Source organism: Pseudoalteromonas sp. A25 (assembly GCF_009176705.1).
GTDB lineage: Bacteria > Pseudomonadota > Gammaproteobacteria > Enterobacterales > Alteromonadaceae > Pseudoalteromonas.
In genome coordinates, this window is record NZ_AP021846.1 from 1,425,688 (window position 1) to 1,443,582 (window position 17,895).

A 17,895-nucleotide genomic window follows, 5' to 3' on the forward strand; every position below is an offset into this window, starting at 1 on the left:
ATGACAAATAATATTAATAAGTTTCGATTGTCACTTTCACAACAGGATATCTATTTAGATCAACTTCACCACGAAAACTCACCTATATACAATATTGGTGGATATATTATATGCCGCCATATTGATGTTATGAGGATGGTGGATGCGCATAGGAGGCTTGTTGAAAATCAGGCTTGCTTTGGAATACGAATAGGTAGTGACACGACAGGAAGCTTCCAATATCTAGATAATGATAAAAACTCCTCCTTACCATTAGTGGACTTTTCCACTTCAGAGACGGCGAAGCAAGATGCCGCAAAGTGGGTTCAAGATCTGTTTGAAACCCCTGTGCAGTATATGGAAGCGCAAATGTGTAAGGCATGGCTGTTGAAAGTTGAAGGTGATATTTATTGGTATGTAGGTTTTGCCCATCACTTAGCTATGGATGGGTGGGGCTTTTCAAATTGGGCTTATCAATTAGCAGAGTATTACAACGCGTCTGAAAATACAGAGAGTAACAATGAAGACTGTACATCCAGTGTGTTACAACAATTGGTTCAAAGCAGTCACGACTATTTACAAAGCAAGGGATATATAAAAGACCAGCTATATTGGGAGAAAGCTTTTGACCCCGATTATCATAACTTTCTTATGCCATATAATTCTCTGGGTGATCAAGGCCCGTCAGTTACACCGAGTGTGCGGCATACTATTGATCTGTCAAGACAGACATTCAAGTCGCTACAGGGGATTTCTGAACGTATTAATGTCAGTATTACTCACGTATTTTTGGGCGTGCTATCGGTTTATTTTTCGTCCCTATATAATTTAGAAAAACTTTGTTTTGGTCTGCCAGTTCATAATAGAAGAAATCACAAAGAAAAGTCCTTTCTAGGTTCTTGCACAAGTATCAGTCCACTATTTATAGATATAGATACGAATTCGACGTTTAGTGAGTTGGTAATTGCTATATCAAAAATATCCAAATCAAACTTTAGGCATCAGCGATATCCACTTAGTCACATAGTTAAAGACAATGCCTCTTCTGGTGGTATAAGCCCTCTGTATGAGATTATGTTTAACTATCTAAAAATTGACTACAGTGATTTACATTTTGCTAGTTCCGAAGCTGAAGTGGTTTATGTTAGCCATAACCATCAAAAAAACCCACTTTCAGTAACAATATGGGATGGTGAGCGAGATGTTGTCGAAATGCAGCTAGATTACAACCTAGCATATTTTTCGAAGGCGCAAATTGAAGCAATGGAAGAACATTTTGGCGTGCTATTTTCCTGTGTTCTAGCTAACCCTGATATGCGAATTAAAGAAATATCGCCAATATCTGTAAATGAAAAAAAGTTGTTGTTGAAGATGGGGGAAAGTAGCCAGAGCTTTCTTGATAAGGGCGAATGTGTTCATCAGCTCTTTGAAAAACAGGTCAACATTACACCTAAGCGTGATGCCGTTATATATGGTCGTGACAGATTAACTTACGACTCTTTAAATAAAAGGGCCAATCAAATCGCTCATTACCTTCGTGCGCATCAAAATATTGGTTGTGAGACCCTAGTTGGTATTTATTTAACTCGCTCAATAGATATGCTCGCTGCCATGCTGGGTGTATTGAAAGCTGGTGCGGCGTATGTACCACTAGATCCATCATATCCACAGGCTAGAACCACATATATTATCAATGATGCGAAGATTCAAACAGTACTGACAGAACAGAGCTTGAAGAATCGCGTTGCGGCAATGAGCAATATTGGCTTGTGCATTGATGATCTGGAAATTGTTAAGCAATTAGAATTGCAGCCGGACACAAATATTCCCATTGAAGAGGGCGGCGTTAAATCAAGCCATACTGCTTACGTGATTTACACATCTGGTTCAACAGGTGAACCGAAAGGGGTTGTTGTTGAACACCGAAATACCACCTCATTTATACAATGGGCCCATTCAGTTTATGCGCCAAGCAGTTTAAATTGTGTTTTGTCTTCAACATCGATATGTTTTGATTTATCAATATTTGAGTTATTTGTGCCCATAACGAGTGGTGGAAGCACGCTCATCGCTGAAAATATCCTGTCTATTAACTCTGAGCACTTCTCAGATGAAATAACACTAATTAACACGGTTCCTTCAGCGATAGAAAATTTACTTGAGATTGGTGAGCTTCCTAGCGGAGTTACAACCGTAAATTTGGCAGGGGAGTTACTCAAACAGCATACTGTTGAACAACTGTATGAACGCGGAGTGGGCAAGGTCTATGACTTGTATGGCCCTTCAGAAGACACAACTTACTCAACTTATACATTACGAAAACCTAACGGTAGTAATAGCATCGGAAAGCCTATCAATGGAAGCCAAGTGTATGTTCTAAACAATAGACGGATGCCGGTACCAAAGGGAACGCCAGGGGAGTTGTATATCGGTGGTGCTGGTATTACAAGAGGTTATCTTCACAAAGAGCATTTAACTAAAGATAGGTATATTACCAATCCATTTTTAATTGATGAACCAAATGCCAGCCCTCGATTGTATAAAACGGGAGACTTAGTTAGATGGTTGGAAGATGGAAACCTTGTTTATCTTGGTCGACTGGATCATCAAGTTAAAATAAGAGGTTTTCGAATTGAATTAGGTGAAGTCGAGAGCACCTTGTTGGAAATTAAAGACGTTAAAAATGCAGTCGTGGTCGTTCAGGGTGATTGTGCTTTAGATAAGCAATTAGTTGCATATATTGTTTTGCATTCAGATTGTCGAGAAAACGATATTCCTGCGTATTTAAAGGGAAAGTTAAGCCAATTAATTCCAGATTACATGATCCCGTCAGCATTCGTTACACTAACCGATTTGCCCTTAACAGAAAATGGTAAAGTTGACAGAAAAGCTTTACCTGCACTTAATATGTCACAGGTACAGACAGAGTATATTGCTCCTCGAACAAAGACCGAAATATTACTTGGGGAAATATGGTGCTCTGTTTTGGCTGTTGAGCGCGTTGGGGTTAATGATAGTTTTTTCAGCTTAGGGGGACATTCACTGCTGGCGACAAAAGTCATCGCTCAGTTAGAAAGAGAAAACAGCGTTAGAATGTCACTCAATGCCTTTTTTTCACATTCGACATTATCTGAACAGGCTAAGCTTGTCGACTCATTGCAATCTAGTCGTGAGAGGCCAGTGGTTGTTAAAGCCTTAAAGAAGGAAAATTTGTTACCATCTTATGCTCAACAGAGATTGTGGTTGCTTGATAAAATTGATGGAGGAAGTTCACATTACAATATGTCAGGTACACTCTCGGTGACAGGACTATTGAATGTTGAAGGTGTTAATTGGGCCTTTCAAACAATACTAATGCGTCATGAAAGTCTGAGAACTCGCTTTAGCCTAGATGTGAAGGAACAGCTTGTACAGGTGATTCAAGCTCCCAGACACCTTGATATCATGCTGCATGACTTAACACATATCGAAGATTTAGAGCAACACAGTTATATCAAGCGTATTGTGACAGAAGAGGCTAAAAAGGAATTTGATTTAGCCCACGATCTAATGCTACGTGTCCAGCTGCTAAAATTAGACTCTGAAGAGCATATTATTCAAGTGACTATGCATCATATTGCATCAGATGGCTGGTCAATGGGTATTTTACTTAATGAATTTAGTGCTCTTTATAGTGCTTTTGTTCGAAATCAGGAGAACCCATTAAAGCCGTTAGATATCCAATATTCTGACTATGCGCAGTGGCAACGACATTGGTTAAAGGGAGATGTTCTGGAGGAGCAGCTTAGCTACTGGGCAGATCAACTAACGGATTTACCTGCAGTACATAGTTTGCCTTTAGACTTTCCAAGACCTACAACCCAGCAGTTCTCGGGGGCGAGTTATTTTAGCAATATACCGCAAAAAGAGCGTTTGCAACTCAAGGCTTTGTGTCAGGAGCAAGAATCAACGCTATTTATGGGGTTAATGGCAGTATTTTCTACTTTATTGGCAAGATACAGCAGCGAAACTGATATTGTTATAGGGTCGCCAATAGCAAATAGAGAGCAAGCTGAAGTTGCTGGACTAATAGGGTTCTTTGTCAATACGTTGGTGCTGCGCAATGACTTATCTGGAAATCCTAGCTTCAGGGATCTTTTAGTTCGGTCAAAAGCAACGCTATTATCTGCATATGAGCATCAACAAGTTCCTTTTGAACAAGTAGTTGAGCGACTACAACCAAGTCGTAGTTTCAGCTACAGCCCACTATTTCAAGTTATGCTGGTATTGCAAAACAATGAACACGGACAATTAAATTTACCAAACTTGACGTTGAGCCCAGTGAAACAAGTAGGACAGGTTGCGCAGTATGATTTGACTTTAAATGTTAAAGAAACGGAAAAGGGATTAGAACTAGAGTGGGAATACGACACAGCACTTTTTAAAGCGAGCACTATCAGCAGAATGGCGACACATTTTCACGCATTGCTTGGAGCGCTCGTGCGTGAACCGGACAAAAACATCTTTCATGCTAATTTACTCAGTGCCTCTGAGCGTCAGAAAATGTTGCAGCAAAGTTTAGGACCGCAAAGAGCTTACCCTGAGCCTGTCTGTATTCATGAGCGGTTTGAAGCACAGGTAATGCGTACACCATCAGACACTGCGGTTATTCATCATGATCAAGAGATCAGTTACACGCAGTTGAATCACCAAGCGAATAGGCTTGCTCACTATCTACGCTCTCGTGGTATTGGTGTCAGCCATTTAGTAGGAATTTATGCACCGCGTTCACCAATGTTTTTGGTGGGCATGTTAGCTATAATGAAAGCGGGCGGAGCATATGTGCCTTTAGATCCAATAAGTCCTCGAGAGCGTATCGAAGGAATGATTGCGAATGCTCAGTTGAGTGTGTTGCTCAGTGACCACAAACAGATCCAAGAGATAAGCGTTAGCTCTGATATTGAAGTGGTGTATTTAGACGATTTAGATCAAAAATTTGATAAGTGGTCAACAGCAAACCCAATTCACCATACAAAAGGAGATGACTATGCGTATATGATTTACACATCGGGTTCAACTGGACTACCAAAAGGGGCATTAGTGCATCATGCGGGTGCCATGAATCATATTGACGCAGAGTTTGATGTGCTTGGGTTTATGAATGAGGACATGACCTTGGTGCCGTCGAATTTTTTGCAAAGTGCGGCATCATCTTCGGATGTATCTGTATGGCAGTTTCTAGCGCCAGTATTGTCGGGTGGCAAAACTGTGATATTGGATGAAATGACGGATATGGTAAGTTTGGTCAATTTAGTGCAAGATCATGATGTACATTTAATTGAAACCGCACCTGTGGTATTGCAGCTGTTGGTTAACTATGTCAGTGAGCTTCCAAGTGATTCAAGGGCGTTGCCATTAAGGTGGGTCATGAGCATCGCAGAAGCCGTGCCAGTCAAGTTGGTGAATGATTGGTTACGTCTTTATCCCGATATTCCAATAATGAATGGATATGGGCCGAGTGAGGCATCGGATGATATTAGCGAATTTACTATCCGAACTCCCTTACCAGAGACAATGTTAAGCGTGCCTATAGGCCGTCCTCTGCCGAATTTGAGCTTATATGTACTTGGTCCTGATTTGCAGTTACAACCAGAAGGAAGTGTAGGTGAGATATGTGTAGCGGGGGTGGGTGTAGGTCCTGGATATTGGAATAATGATCAGAAGACAGTTTCTAGTTTTGTCCCTAACCCTTATGCAAAAGAAATGGGTCATGGCGCTCGATTATATCGAACGGGAGATCTAGGACGTTGGTTACCTGATGGAAACTTGGCATTCTTAGGTCGCATTGACAATCAGGTTAAGATACGTGGGTTTCGAGTAGAACTTGGCGAAATTGAGGCCGCTTTGTCTAAGCTAACATGGGTGGGGGATACTGCGGTCATTGTTTCGAAAAACCAGTTAGATGAAGCAATGTTAGTTGCATATATTGTTGCCAAGGAAGAGAATAAGCTATCAGTGGATAGTTTACGTACTCAGCTAACTAAGATGTTACCTGAATACATGATACCGAGCCACTTTGTCTTTTTGGAAAAAATGCCATTAAATGCGGCAGATAAAATAGATCGTAAGGCTCTACCTAAGTTTGATACGTTTCACTCTGATGCCGAATATGTGCCTGCCGAAACAGAATCAGAGAAAATGCTAGAGGCAATTTGGGCTAATCGGTTAAATCTCAAAAACGAGAAAATTAGCGTGACTGCAAATTTCTTTGAGTTGGGTGGTCACTCGGTATTAGCGATAAAGCTGATAGCTGACATAAAAGATAAACTTGCTGTTGAGCTAACAATAAAAGATATTTTTAGCTACACCTCTATTTGTCAACTGGCTCAGAAAATTGACGACATTAAAGCATTTGAATCCATGCAGCTACAGGCAAGTAAAGCAGTAATTACATTTGAAGGAACATTATAATGATTTCCAATCTAATAAAAAAAGCAGTTGATGCAGGTGTTTTTCTTTTTGTTGAAGATCAGCAATTGAAATTTCAACTTTCTGTAGGTAAATTCCCAGAAGACCTAAAAGCAGAAATCTTAAATCGAAAATTGGAGCTTATAGCGTTTCTTAGCCAGCAATCTAAAGCAGTAAAAAAAGAGTCTTATCCAAAAATAGAAAAACGGGAGCATTGTGACTCCGTATTACCATTATCTTTTTCTCAACAACGCATGTGGTTTATTGATGAGCTCCAAGAAGGAGATTCATCAAATTACAACATGTCAGTTGCCTTTGATGTGCATGGTGATTTTGAGCTTTCAATTGCAGAGTGTGCATTGCAAGAGATCATTATCCGTCATGAAATTTTGCGAACTAATTATCAGACATCTGAAGAGGGCCCGATTCAGGTTATTGGTAGCGGGGATGGCTTTTCACTAGCAATTGAGGACTTAGTCCAGTTATCAGGTAAAGACAAAAGTGAAAAGATAGCAAAGCTTCTAGATGAAGATGCTTTACGACCTTTCGACCTTCGTAATGATTTGATGTTAAGAGCAAGTTGGCTGCAATTGGAAGATCGCCATGGTATTTTGATGTTTAATATGCACCATATTGCTTCAGATGGTTGGTCTAGTAGAATTATCATTAACGAGTTTAGTCAGTTATATCGATCATACCTCAATGATAACTCGACGCCATTATTGCCAGTGAATTTTCAGTATGCAGATTATACTTTATGGCAACGTCAGTATTTCCAAGGTAATGTTTTAAAAGAGCAGACTGATTACTGGGCTGAACAGTTATCAAGTGCACCTGTGCTTCATAGTTTGCCACTAGATTATGATCGCCCTGCGCAGCCTCAACGAGTCGCTGATAAAGTTGTAAGTTCATTAACGTCATTGCAGTCGGTGCAAATAAACCAGCTGGCGATAGCCCATGAAGTAACTCCTTTTATGCTCCTTCATGCGGTCTTTTCTTTACTACTGTCTCGTCACAGTGGTGAAAGCAAAATTGTTATTGGCACACCTATAGTTAACCGCCCACAAAGCGAGCTCGAAAACATAGTTGGATTTTTTGCTAATACAATCGCTTTATATAGTGACACAAGTCAAAGTGATAGTTTTAGTGGCTACTTAGAACATATTAAAGCGATAAACTTAGAGGCGCAGGAGAATCAAGATTTGCCCTTTGGGCAAGTCGTAGACAGGCTAAATATACCTAGAAATCTGCAGTACAACCCGCTAGTGCAAATCATGTTTTCTATGGATACCAATGGAAACGCAGAGTTTGCTCTAGATAATGTGACTTTTAAGCCTCTTGAGTCAAATAAAGTCAATGCAATATTTGATTTAAACTTAGTTGTTGAAGAGCATGAAAAGGGTATTGATTTATTTTGGAACTTTGATGTCGCGTTATTTAACCGAGATACAGTCGAAAAGCTGAGTCGACACTTTACGAACTTACTAACTTCTATATTAGCTGATCCAACAGCCAAGCTGGCTGATTTGTCTATGCTATCTGCACGTGAAGCAAGTTATTTAGTCAATGAGTTAAATGAAGTTGATTGTGACTACAATAATGACAAATTGTTGCACAAATACTTTGAAGAGCAAGTTGAACTAAAACCCGAAAATATCGCTGTAGTGTATCAAAACCAGTCGCTTAGTTATAAATCACTTAATGAAAAAGCCAATCAGCTAGCTTACTTTTTGCGAGAGAAAGGCGTTAGCCATGAAACTTTAGTCGGTGTCTACCTTGAGCGTTCTGTTGATATCCCTTTGGCGGTGCTCGCAATTTTAAAGGCTGGCGGTGCTTATGTACCATTAGATCCAAATTATCCAATCGCGCGCTTGCAATATATGATTGCTGATAGTGGTTTAAAGTATTTGATCACGTGTTCAGCGCTAGGCGATAACTTAAGTTTAGGCAGCGAAATAGATGTTGTAACTTTAAATGACTCAGCCACAGAGTCAGAGATAGAAAGGCTGCAGGTTACAAATTTAGAACCATTAAGAGAGCAAGATCTAAAGAGCCTTGCATATGTGATTTATACTTCAGGTTCGACAGGGCAGCCAAAGGGGGTGTTGCAAGTACATGAAAATGTCGCTCGGCTGTTTTTAACCACGCAACAGAATTTTCAATTTAATGAAAAAGATGTGTGGACTTTATTCCATTCAATCGCCTTTGACTTTAGTGTTTGGGAGTTATGGGGGGCTTTAGTGTATGGTGCAAAGCTAGTTATTCCTAGTTATAACTGTACGCGAGATCCTGAGGCATTCTTAGCGTTGTGTCAGCAGCATGAAGTCTCTATTTTAAATCAAACCCCGAGTGCTTTTAATAGCTTCATAAAAGCTGCGTTACAATGTGATGCTCAGCTGCCGTCATTACGAAAGGTTGTATTTGGCGGGGAGGCTCTACAGGTTGAAAGTTTAATGCCTTGGTGGGAGCGATATGGCGATAGCAAGCCACAATTAATTAATATGTATGGTATTACAGAAACAACGGTCCATGTAACTTATAAAGAGTTGAAAAAAGACAATCAGTCTCGCTCTCTTATCGGACACAGTCTGCCAGATCAAAGAATTTATCTATTAAACCCTGATCAAAGCCTTGCTCCATTGGGGTCTGCCGGCGAGATTTATGTCGGTGGTGCAGGTTTAGCAAGGGGTTACCTTAATCAAGAACAGTTAACCAAAGAACGGTTTATCGAGAGTCCATTTATTGAATCTGAGCGTCTTTATCGAACTGGAGATATTGCAAAATATAACAAAGATGGCGAGTTAGAATTCCTCGGCCGTATTGATGATCAAGTTAAGGTCAGAGGTTTTCGAATTGAGCTTGGTGAAATAGAGCAGCAGCTTATTACATGTGAAAATGTGAGTACGTGTTTGACCATGCTGCAGACAGATGATAATGAGCAAAAGGTTTTAGTCGCTTATGTTGAGCCACAAGATGACAAGACTGATGAGCAAAAATTGGCGATACAGTTAAGGGAAGTATTGCAACAAAGCTTGCCTGATTACATGATACCAACCCACTTTGTTGTGATTAATGAATGGCCAACAACACCAAGTGGAAAAATAAATAGAAAAGCATTACCCAAACCTAGCATGGGTATCAGCTTAGAAGGGTATACGCCACCAAATACGGCGATAGAGACAGAGTTGTGCAATATCTGGCAAGAAGTTTTATCTCTAGAAAAAGTGGGCGTTAATGATAACTTCTTCAATGTTGGCGGTGATTCAATTAGAGCCTTGTCTGTGATAGCCAAAAGTCGATCTGTAGGTTTGTCTTTTTCAGTCAGTGACTTATTTATCGCACCTACGATTAAAAAACTGGCTGCTAAAGTTGAAAAGTGCGTAGCTGAGAGAAATACAACGGATCACATCCCAGCATTTTCATTAATCAATGAAAGTGAAAAGGCAATGTTCACGGATGAAAATATTGAAGATGTATATCCTCTAAGCACACTACAACAAGGTATGATCTTTCACAACTTAAAAGAACAAGAGGCTGGGACTTATCATGATGTAATGGGCTTTCACATGAAACTTCAGTGGAATGAAAATCATTTTAGAAAAGCACTAGAAAGCTTAGTGAAAGAACACAGCTCTTTTAGAACTGTATTTCAAATACATCATACTCGTCCTTTACAAGTCGTGTATAAATCATTGCCACTAATATTAAACGTCTATGACTTGACTCACCTTGCAGCGAAAGAGCAACGCAACGAAATTAAGAGTTGGTCACAAGCAGAACGAACCGCTTCATTTGACTTCACTCTGCCATTATGGAACATGACTGTGCATGTTTTGGCTGAGAATGAAATTAATTTTACACTTGTTTGTCATCATGCACTATGGGATGGGTGGAGTGTCTCTACATTAGGGGCTGAGTTGTTCTCACGGTATCACCAATTACTCTCAGGTAATAGCCTGCCACAGAGCGATGTACCTTTACCTTTTGCAAATTTTATCGCAGCAGAGCAAAAAGCATTAAAATCTAAGAAAGCGAACGAATTTTGGAAAACTAAATTACATAATGTAAAGCTTCCATGGTGGAATACAACCCAAAGAGGAAAAGTCGAAACCTTAGAGTTTAAGTTAGGTCACCAGCGAAGTAGCGCAATTACGTTATTGGCAAAGCAACTTGGTGTTCAAGAAAAAAGCGTATTTCTATGTGCCCACATGATTCTAATGCGTATACTGGGCGGTGAAAATGATGTGACATCTTCCGTTGTTGTCCATGGTAGACCCGAAGCACTTAACAGTGACAAAACGCTAGGACTGTTTTTAAATTCTTTACCTTTTAGAATGGTCATGAGTTTAGAGCATGGAGTGAATTGTTGGCAAAACCTAATTACAAGTGTAGAGCAAGAGTTGCTCGAAATTTTGGAGTATCGTTGTTTTCCATTAGTAGAAATCCAACGCGAATCAGGCTGTGATTTTTCAGCTTCACTCTTTAATTTTACTGACTTTCATGTGTTAGACAAAGTTACTAGTGATTTTGATGTTGTTGATTCTGAAACATTTGATCAAACAAACTATTTGCTTGATATTGATTATGCTAAAGACCCTCTATCTGGGCTATTTAACCTCAGTATTAAGCTAGATACATTGGCGTTTGGTTGTGATATTCGAGCAAGTGTTATCCGTTATTTAGGTAATATTTTTGATTGTATGTTGAATGAAACAGACAAAGGAATATCTTTGTATACGTTAATGGGAGAGCAAGAGACAGCTAAGTTATTATCAACATTCAACTCCCCAACGACTGATTATCAAGGCGCCAAAACCATTCATCAACGTTTCGAAGCGCAAGTTGCTGCCACCCCTGATGCAGTTGCAGTTGTTCACCAGCAAAGAGTGCTCTCTTATGCAACACTGAACATAAAAGCGAACCAATTGGCCCACTACTTGAGACAGTTGGGTATAAAAGCGAATGACCTTGTTGCGATTTATGCCAAGCGTTCACCTGAGTTTTTAATAGGTATTTTGGCAATTATGAAAGCAGGGGGGGCGTATGTACCGATTGACCCTACGAATCCGCAAAAGCGCATTGATTACATGCTCGAAAATGCAAATGCAAAATGTATATTAACTGAAAGCGCTTTAGTGAACTCACTAACAACAGCGCGGGAATGTTTTTGCCTTGATACTATTTTTGATGATTTAGAAAGTCCTCTAAAGCCTGAATTAGAAAAGAGCCTTGCGACATTTCCCTGCACTAATCCTGAGGCCATTAATAATGGTAATGATATTGCCTATATGATTTACACTTCAGGCTCAACAGGAAAACCGAAAGGGGCACTCGTTCATCACGCCGGTGCGCTGAATCACATTGATGCAGAGTTTGATGTTCTTGGTTTTATGCATCAAGACTGCCATTCTGTATCGGGTCATAATTTGCAAGCGAGTAATTTTTTACAAAGCGCAGCATCTTCATCAGATGTATCGGTGTGGCAATTTTTAGCGCCAGTAATTTCAGGCGGTAAGACAGTAATATTGGATGATATGATGGACATGCCATCTTTGATTTCACTCATTCAACAACATGATGTCCACCTAATTCAAACTGCGCCAGTCGTATTGCAATTGTTACTTGAATACGTTTCAACATTACCACAAGAAGAGCGAACATTACCGAGTTTACGTTGGCTTATGACTATTGCAGAAGCAACACCTGTTGGTCTCGTTAACACGTGGCTTGATTTATATCCGAACATTCCAATTATGAATGGCTTTGGACCCAGTGAAGCCTCTGATGACATTGCCTATCATATTATTGATAGCCCTTTACCCAGTTCAGTTAATTCGGTACCAATTGGTAAACCATTACCGAATTTAACTTTGTATGTTTTAAGCCAAGATTTGGAGTTACAGCCGATCGGGGTGCCCGGAGAAATTTGTGTTTCTGGTGTTGGTGTTGGACCTGGTTACTATCAAAATCCAGAGAGAACGGGTGAGGTCTTTGTTGATAACCCCTATGTTGGCCAGTTTAGTGTTCATGGAGAATATATTTATCGAACGGGGGATCTCGGATACTGGTTACCAGATGGTAACTTGGTGTTGTTAGGTCGTATCGACAATCAGGTTAAAGTACGTGGATTTAGAGTCGAGCTGGGGGAAGTAGAAGCCGCTCTGTCATCCCTAGAAGGAGTCGGTGATGTTGCTGTTATCGTGAGTAAAGATCGGCATGGAGAGAATATGCTGGCGGCGTATTTAGTGAGTCAACTTAACACGAGGTTAGATTACTCGGCAATACGAGAAGCACTAATACAAAAGTTACCTGAGTACATGATCCCAGCGAGTGTAATGTGGCTTGATAAAATGCCTTTAAATGCGGCGGATAAAATTGATAGGCAAGCGTTGCCGGCACCAGACCTTAGCAGCCAGCAAAGAGAATATGTTGCACCGCGCACGAAGACGGAGGCGCGATTGTGTCAAATCTGGCAGGAGGTATTGGGTCTTGAACAAGTTGGCATTAATGATAATTTCTTTGCAATAGGTGGACACTCGTTATTAGCCACACAGCTGATAACGAAGACCAATCGCGAAATGTCAGTAGATATCACGCTTAAGCAGCTTTTTGAATTCGACTCACTTGCGTCAATGGCTACTTCAATAACTGATAGCCAAATTATTGCAAATATTCAATTCAATCGAAATGATGACATATTAGAAAACGAAGTGGAGATGACAATATAATGACGGTTTTTGAATTATTAACAATATTAGAGCAGCTTAATATAAAGCTTGCTTTAGATAATGATAAAAACCTCATTATTCGAGGTGATAAAAGCAAGCTCACAAACGATTTGATTGGATCAATTAAGAAGTCAAAACCTGAGATTGTTAAATTGTTATTAAAACAGCCGCTAACAGCGGCACTTAATTTTGAAATATGTGATCGATCTGGTGACATCGCACTTTCTTACGCTCAGCAACGACTATGGATGTTGGATCAAATTGAAGGAAGTAGTGCACAGTACAACATAGCAAACGCGTTAAAGCTTGATGGGAAGATTGATATCGCTGCATTAACGAATGCTTTTAACCGTATAATCATGCGGCATGAGAGCTTGCGAACTTGCTTCACCGCTAATGCGCAAGGGCGACCTTTTCAAGTGATTCAAGAAAATGTAGAGCTGGATATTCCCCTCCAAGATATTTCGAACACTACAGGCGAAGCACAAAGATTGTTAGTTGAGGAGATTTTGCGAGATGAAGCTGAGCGCACTTTTGATCTAAGCAAAGATATTATGCTTCGTATACAGCTTGTTAGGCTAGCTGAGGAATCGCATCTACTTTTAGTGACAATGCACCATATTGCCTCAGATGGTTGGTCAATGGCAATTTTGATCAATGAATTTTGTCAGCTATACCATGCCCACATTACTGGTGATACAGCATCAATGCCGCCATTGGCCATTCAGTATGCGGATTACGCTCACTGGCAAAGGAGCTGGTTGAAAGGGGATGAGTTGCATGAACAGTTAGATTATTGGGCACAGCAATTGGCAGGCATCCCTGAAGTTCATGGTTTGCCTTTAGATAATCCACGTCCCGCAGAGCAAGCTTTTAAAGGGGGTCGAGTTTGCAGTGTCATTGATAAAGCACAAACTGAGAGATTAAATGCTCTGTGTCAAAAACAAGGTGCTACATTGTTTATGGGATTACAAGCTTTATTCGCCTTGTTGTTGTCTCGTTATAGTAATGAAACAGATATTGTTATGGGGTCGCCAATTGCGAACAGAGAGCAGGAAGAAGTCGCAGGACTTATAGGTTTCTTTGTTAATACGCTCGTGCTGCGTAGTGATTTGTCTTTGAACCCGAGCTTTTCAGGATTAATTACACAAAGTAAAACTATGCTGCTATCGGCTTATGCTCATCAGCAAGTCCCTTTTGAACAGATAGTAGAGCGATTGAAGCCGACGAGAAGTTTGAGCCATAGCCCACTCTTTCAAGTGATGTTAGTACTGCAAAACAATGAAGAAGGGGAGCTGCATTTACCAGATTTAGCGCTGAGTTTAGTCGAGCGTCAAGAGGTCTTGGCAAAATATGAATTAACCTTAAATGTGATTGAAACAGATCAAGGATTATCTTTAGATTGGCAATATAATACAGCTATATTCAACGAAGATACGATAGCGCGCATGGCGTCTTACTTTAATGTGTTGCTATCATCGGTGTTGGCAGCCCCTGAATTGCCTGTTCAGAGCCTAGAAGTTTTATCGGCGACAGAACGTTCGTACCTGTTGGCTCATTGGAATGATACCCAAGTCTCCCTCCCTGCAGCACAATGTATGCATGAGTTATTTGAAGCCCAAGTTGAAAAGAATGGTGAAGCCACTGCAGTTGTTTGTGGTGGTAACCAGTTGAGTTATGTGCAGTTGAACAGCCGAGCAAATCAATTAGCACACTATTTGATAAAAGAAGGTGTGAAACCCGGTAGCTTAGTCGGTATTTGCTTAGAACGTTCGGTTGATATGGTGATCGCTATATTAGCAACTATGAAAGCTGGTGGGGTTTATGTGCCGTTGGATCCTCATTATCCAGAGACTAGGTTGCGTTATATGATTGAAGATGCGCAACTGAGCACGATATTAACTCAACGCAGTGTGCTATTGAACACTTCAATATCAGCAGCGAATGTTCTGTGTTTAGATGATGATGTCGTGTATGAGGCCCTTGATAATCGCAGTATAACGAATTTGCCTGTTATTTCATTGGGGCTAACGTCTTCAGATCTAGCGTATATTATCTATACCTCTGGCTCTACTGGTAACCCTAAAGGCGTAGAAGTTATCCATCGAGGGTTAATAAACTATGTTAACTATGCTGTGTCGCATTACTTTGCAGATGTGAAAACAGCAATCGTTAGTTCTCCGTTAGCTTTTGATGCAACTGTAACAAGTCTTTTATCCCCTCTTATCAATGGCTGTCAAGTACAGCTATTAGAAGATAATGGGGAAGAACTAGAGCAGCTTGCTGTGTTGCTTCAACAGTTAAGCAGTCCTGCATTATTTAAATTGACGCCGTCACACTTAGAGGGGTTGGCCCTACTCTCAAAGGAAAGTAAATTCAATGATATTAACCACCGTATCGTGTTAGGTGGCGAGCAGCTGAAAAGTCACAATCTTTTCCAATGGAAACAGACTTATTTACCCGCTGCTACCTTTATTAATGAATACGGGCCAACAGAAACCGTAGTGGGTTGCTCAACCTATTTTGTTCGTGACATTCAAGATGTAAAAACAAACCAATCCTCTATTCCAATAGGAAAGCCAATACATAACACCCAGTTATATGTATTAAACTCACAATTATCACCAGTGCCTATCGGCGCGCCTGGCGAGTTATACATTGGTGGTGTTGGCTTGGCCCGTGGGTATTTGAATCGAGATGAATTGACCGCAGAGCGGTTCATAGAAAATCCATTTTATGATGAAAATATAGCAGGCAGCAGTCAACGCTTATACAAAACGGGTGACTTAGTCCGTTGGTTACCTGATGGCAACTTGGTTTTTCTTGGTCGTTTAGATCACCAAGTCAAATTACGTGGTTTTCGAATTGAGCTCGGAGAAATCGAGCATACGATTGGGGGACTAGAAAATGTGCGCGATGTAGTGGTCATAGCGCGTTCGGATAACGGGCAACATGAGCAACAACTAGTGGCTTATGTCGTTGAAGAAGCAGCGGCTGAGATATCCGATAAAGACAAGGTTGTGACACAGTTGAGGCAACATGTTGAGGCGGTTTTGCCTGACTATATGGTGCCATCGGCATTTGTTGTAATGGAAAGCTTACCGTTGACACCCAATGGCAAGGTGGACAGAAAGGCTTTACCTGCGCCTGATTTTAGCCAGCAACAGGAAAGTTATGTAGCTCCGAGTACCGAGACAGAGCGGTTACTTTGTGCCATTTGGCAAGATGTATTAGGCATAGAGCAAGTTGGTGTAAAGGATAACTTTTTTGCTTTAGGGGGCCACTCACTGTTAGTGATCCAAGTGATTGCGCGGTTACAAGAGATAGGGAAGTCCATTTCTGCCAAAGTGCTGTTTTCGGCAAAGACATTGTCGGATGTTGCGGCAGCCATAGATGCTTCAGTTGTAGCAGAGACGTTTAAGGTACCAGCTAATGAAATCCCCGAGAACTGTGAGCATATCACCCCAGAGATGTTGCCTTTAGTGGACTTAGATGAGCAATCGCTAGAGTATATTGTCAATCAAGTGCCAGGTGGTGCGGGAAATATCCAGGATATATATCCACTGGGGCCACTGCAAAAAGGAATCCTCTTTCATCATATGATGAGTGAGCAAGGAGACCCTTATGTTTTGCCTGCGCTATTTAAAGTAAACGGAAAAACGAACTTAGCGTCATTTAAGGCTGCACTAGAGTTTGTGATAGGCCGTCATGATGTACTACGTACAGCGATATTGTGGGAAGGCTTGCCCACTCCAGTGCAAGTTGTCTACAAAGAAGCAGTGCTACGTATTGAAGAGGTGGCAGTAGAGGCAGGCATGGATGTGATGGATATCATGTCAGCAAAAAGTGCCCCAGAATCACAAAGCATGGACTTATCACAAGGTCCATTAATACAGTTGCAAGTTGCTGCGATGGATGATGACGCGTTCATTGTGTTATTACAATATCATCACATTATTTCAGATCACGTAGGTCTAGAAATAATTCAAAGCGAGATAGCGGCTTACATGCAGGGGAAGGCAGATACACTGTTGCCTTCCAAAGCGTTTAGAGGGTTTGTTGCACATGCATTACATCAAGAAAAAAATAATGATGCACACGCTTACTTTGAGTCACTTTTAGGGGATGTTGAGGAACCAACGGCACCATTTAATTTATTAGATGTACAAGGAGATGGTAGCCAAATAGTAGAATTACGAGCTCAGGTTCGCCCAGCATTGAGCAGCAAGCTACGAGAGGTGGCAAAGCGTTTAGCCGTGAGCCCCGCGGCGATATTTCATGCAGCGTGGTCATTGTTGATAAGCGGTTGTAGTGGACGAGATGATGTTGTTTTTGGGACCGTTGTGTCAGGGCGCTTGCAAGGAACGATGGGTGCAGAGAGCATGCTGGGTGTGTTTATCAACACATTGCCTTTTAGAGTAAAACTACAGGGAGTCACGGCGCTAGAGCTAGTTGAGCAGGTACAAGAGCGTTTAGTATCGTTGTTACCGTATGAGCAAACCTCATTAGCAGAAGCGCAAAAGTGTAGTGGTTTACCCGGTGGTACCCCATTGTTTAGTGCACTACTGAACTACCGCCATACTGCAAATGAGGGAGCCGCAGAGCAAAAGGCAATACCAGAGTGTGTTGAATACTTAGGTGGTCAAGAGTGGACGAATTACCCTTTTGATATGTCAGTTGATGATTTGGGCACTGAATTTGAGTTAGAAGCGCAAGTAGACGCGTCAATTAGTGCTGAACG

3 protein-coding genes (1 of these 3 only partly in view) are annotated in these 17,895 nt (G+C 40.9%); all 3 read left to right on the forward strand.

Features of this window, described 5'->3' with window-relative positions; all coding sequences use genetic code 11:
- Tightly spaced (each overlapping or abutting the next), the 3 genes in view from GDK41_RS06325 to GDK41_RS06335 form a layout consistent with a single transcriptional unit that may run on beyond the window.
- Positions 1-6,429 (forward strand): non-ribosomal peptide synthetase, encoded by a 6,429-nt coding sequence (locus GDK41_RS06325; RefSeq protein WP_152085612.1) that lies wholly within the window; start codon positions 1-3, stop codon positions 6,427-6,429.
- On the forward strand, positions 6,429-13,154 hold the full coding sequence (locus tag GDK41_RS06330; RefSeq protein ID WP_152085613.1) for a non-ribosomal peptide synthetase: 6,726 nt from the start codon (positions 6,429-6,431) through the stop codon (positions 13,152-13,154). Before GDK41_RS06325 ends, GDK41_RS06330 begins: the two co-directional genes overlap by 1 nt.
- Positions 13,154-17,895, forward strand: partial view of a non-ribosomal peptide synthetase gene (locus GDK41_RS06335; protein ID WP_152085614.1) — the start only. 5,356 nt of this gene lie beyond the right edge of the window; only the first 4,742 of its 10,098 coding nucleotides appear in the window; its start codon is at positions 13,154-13,156; its stop codon lies off the right edge, out of view. The genes GDK41_RS06330 and GDK41_RS06335 overlap by 1 nt, the downstream gene beginning before the upstream one ends.

Bases quoted from the DNA above. Each gene is read 5' to 3' on its own strand.
- GDK41_RS06325 (WP_152085612.1), top strand. From the start codon at position 1: ATGACAAATAATATTAATAAGTTTCGATTGTCACTTTCACAACAGGAT.
- GDK41_RS06330 (WP_152085613.1), top strand. From the start codon at position 6,429: ATGATTTCCAATCTAATAAAAAAAGCAGTTGATGCAGGTGTTTTTCTT.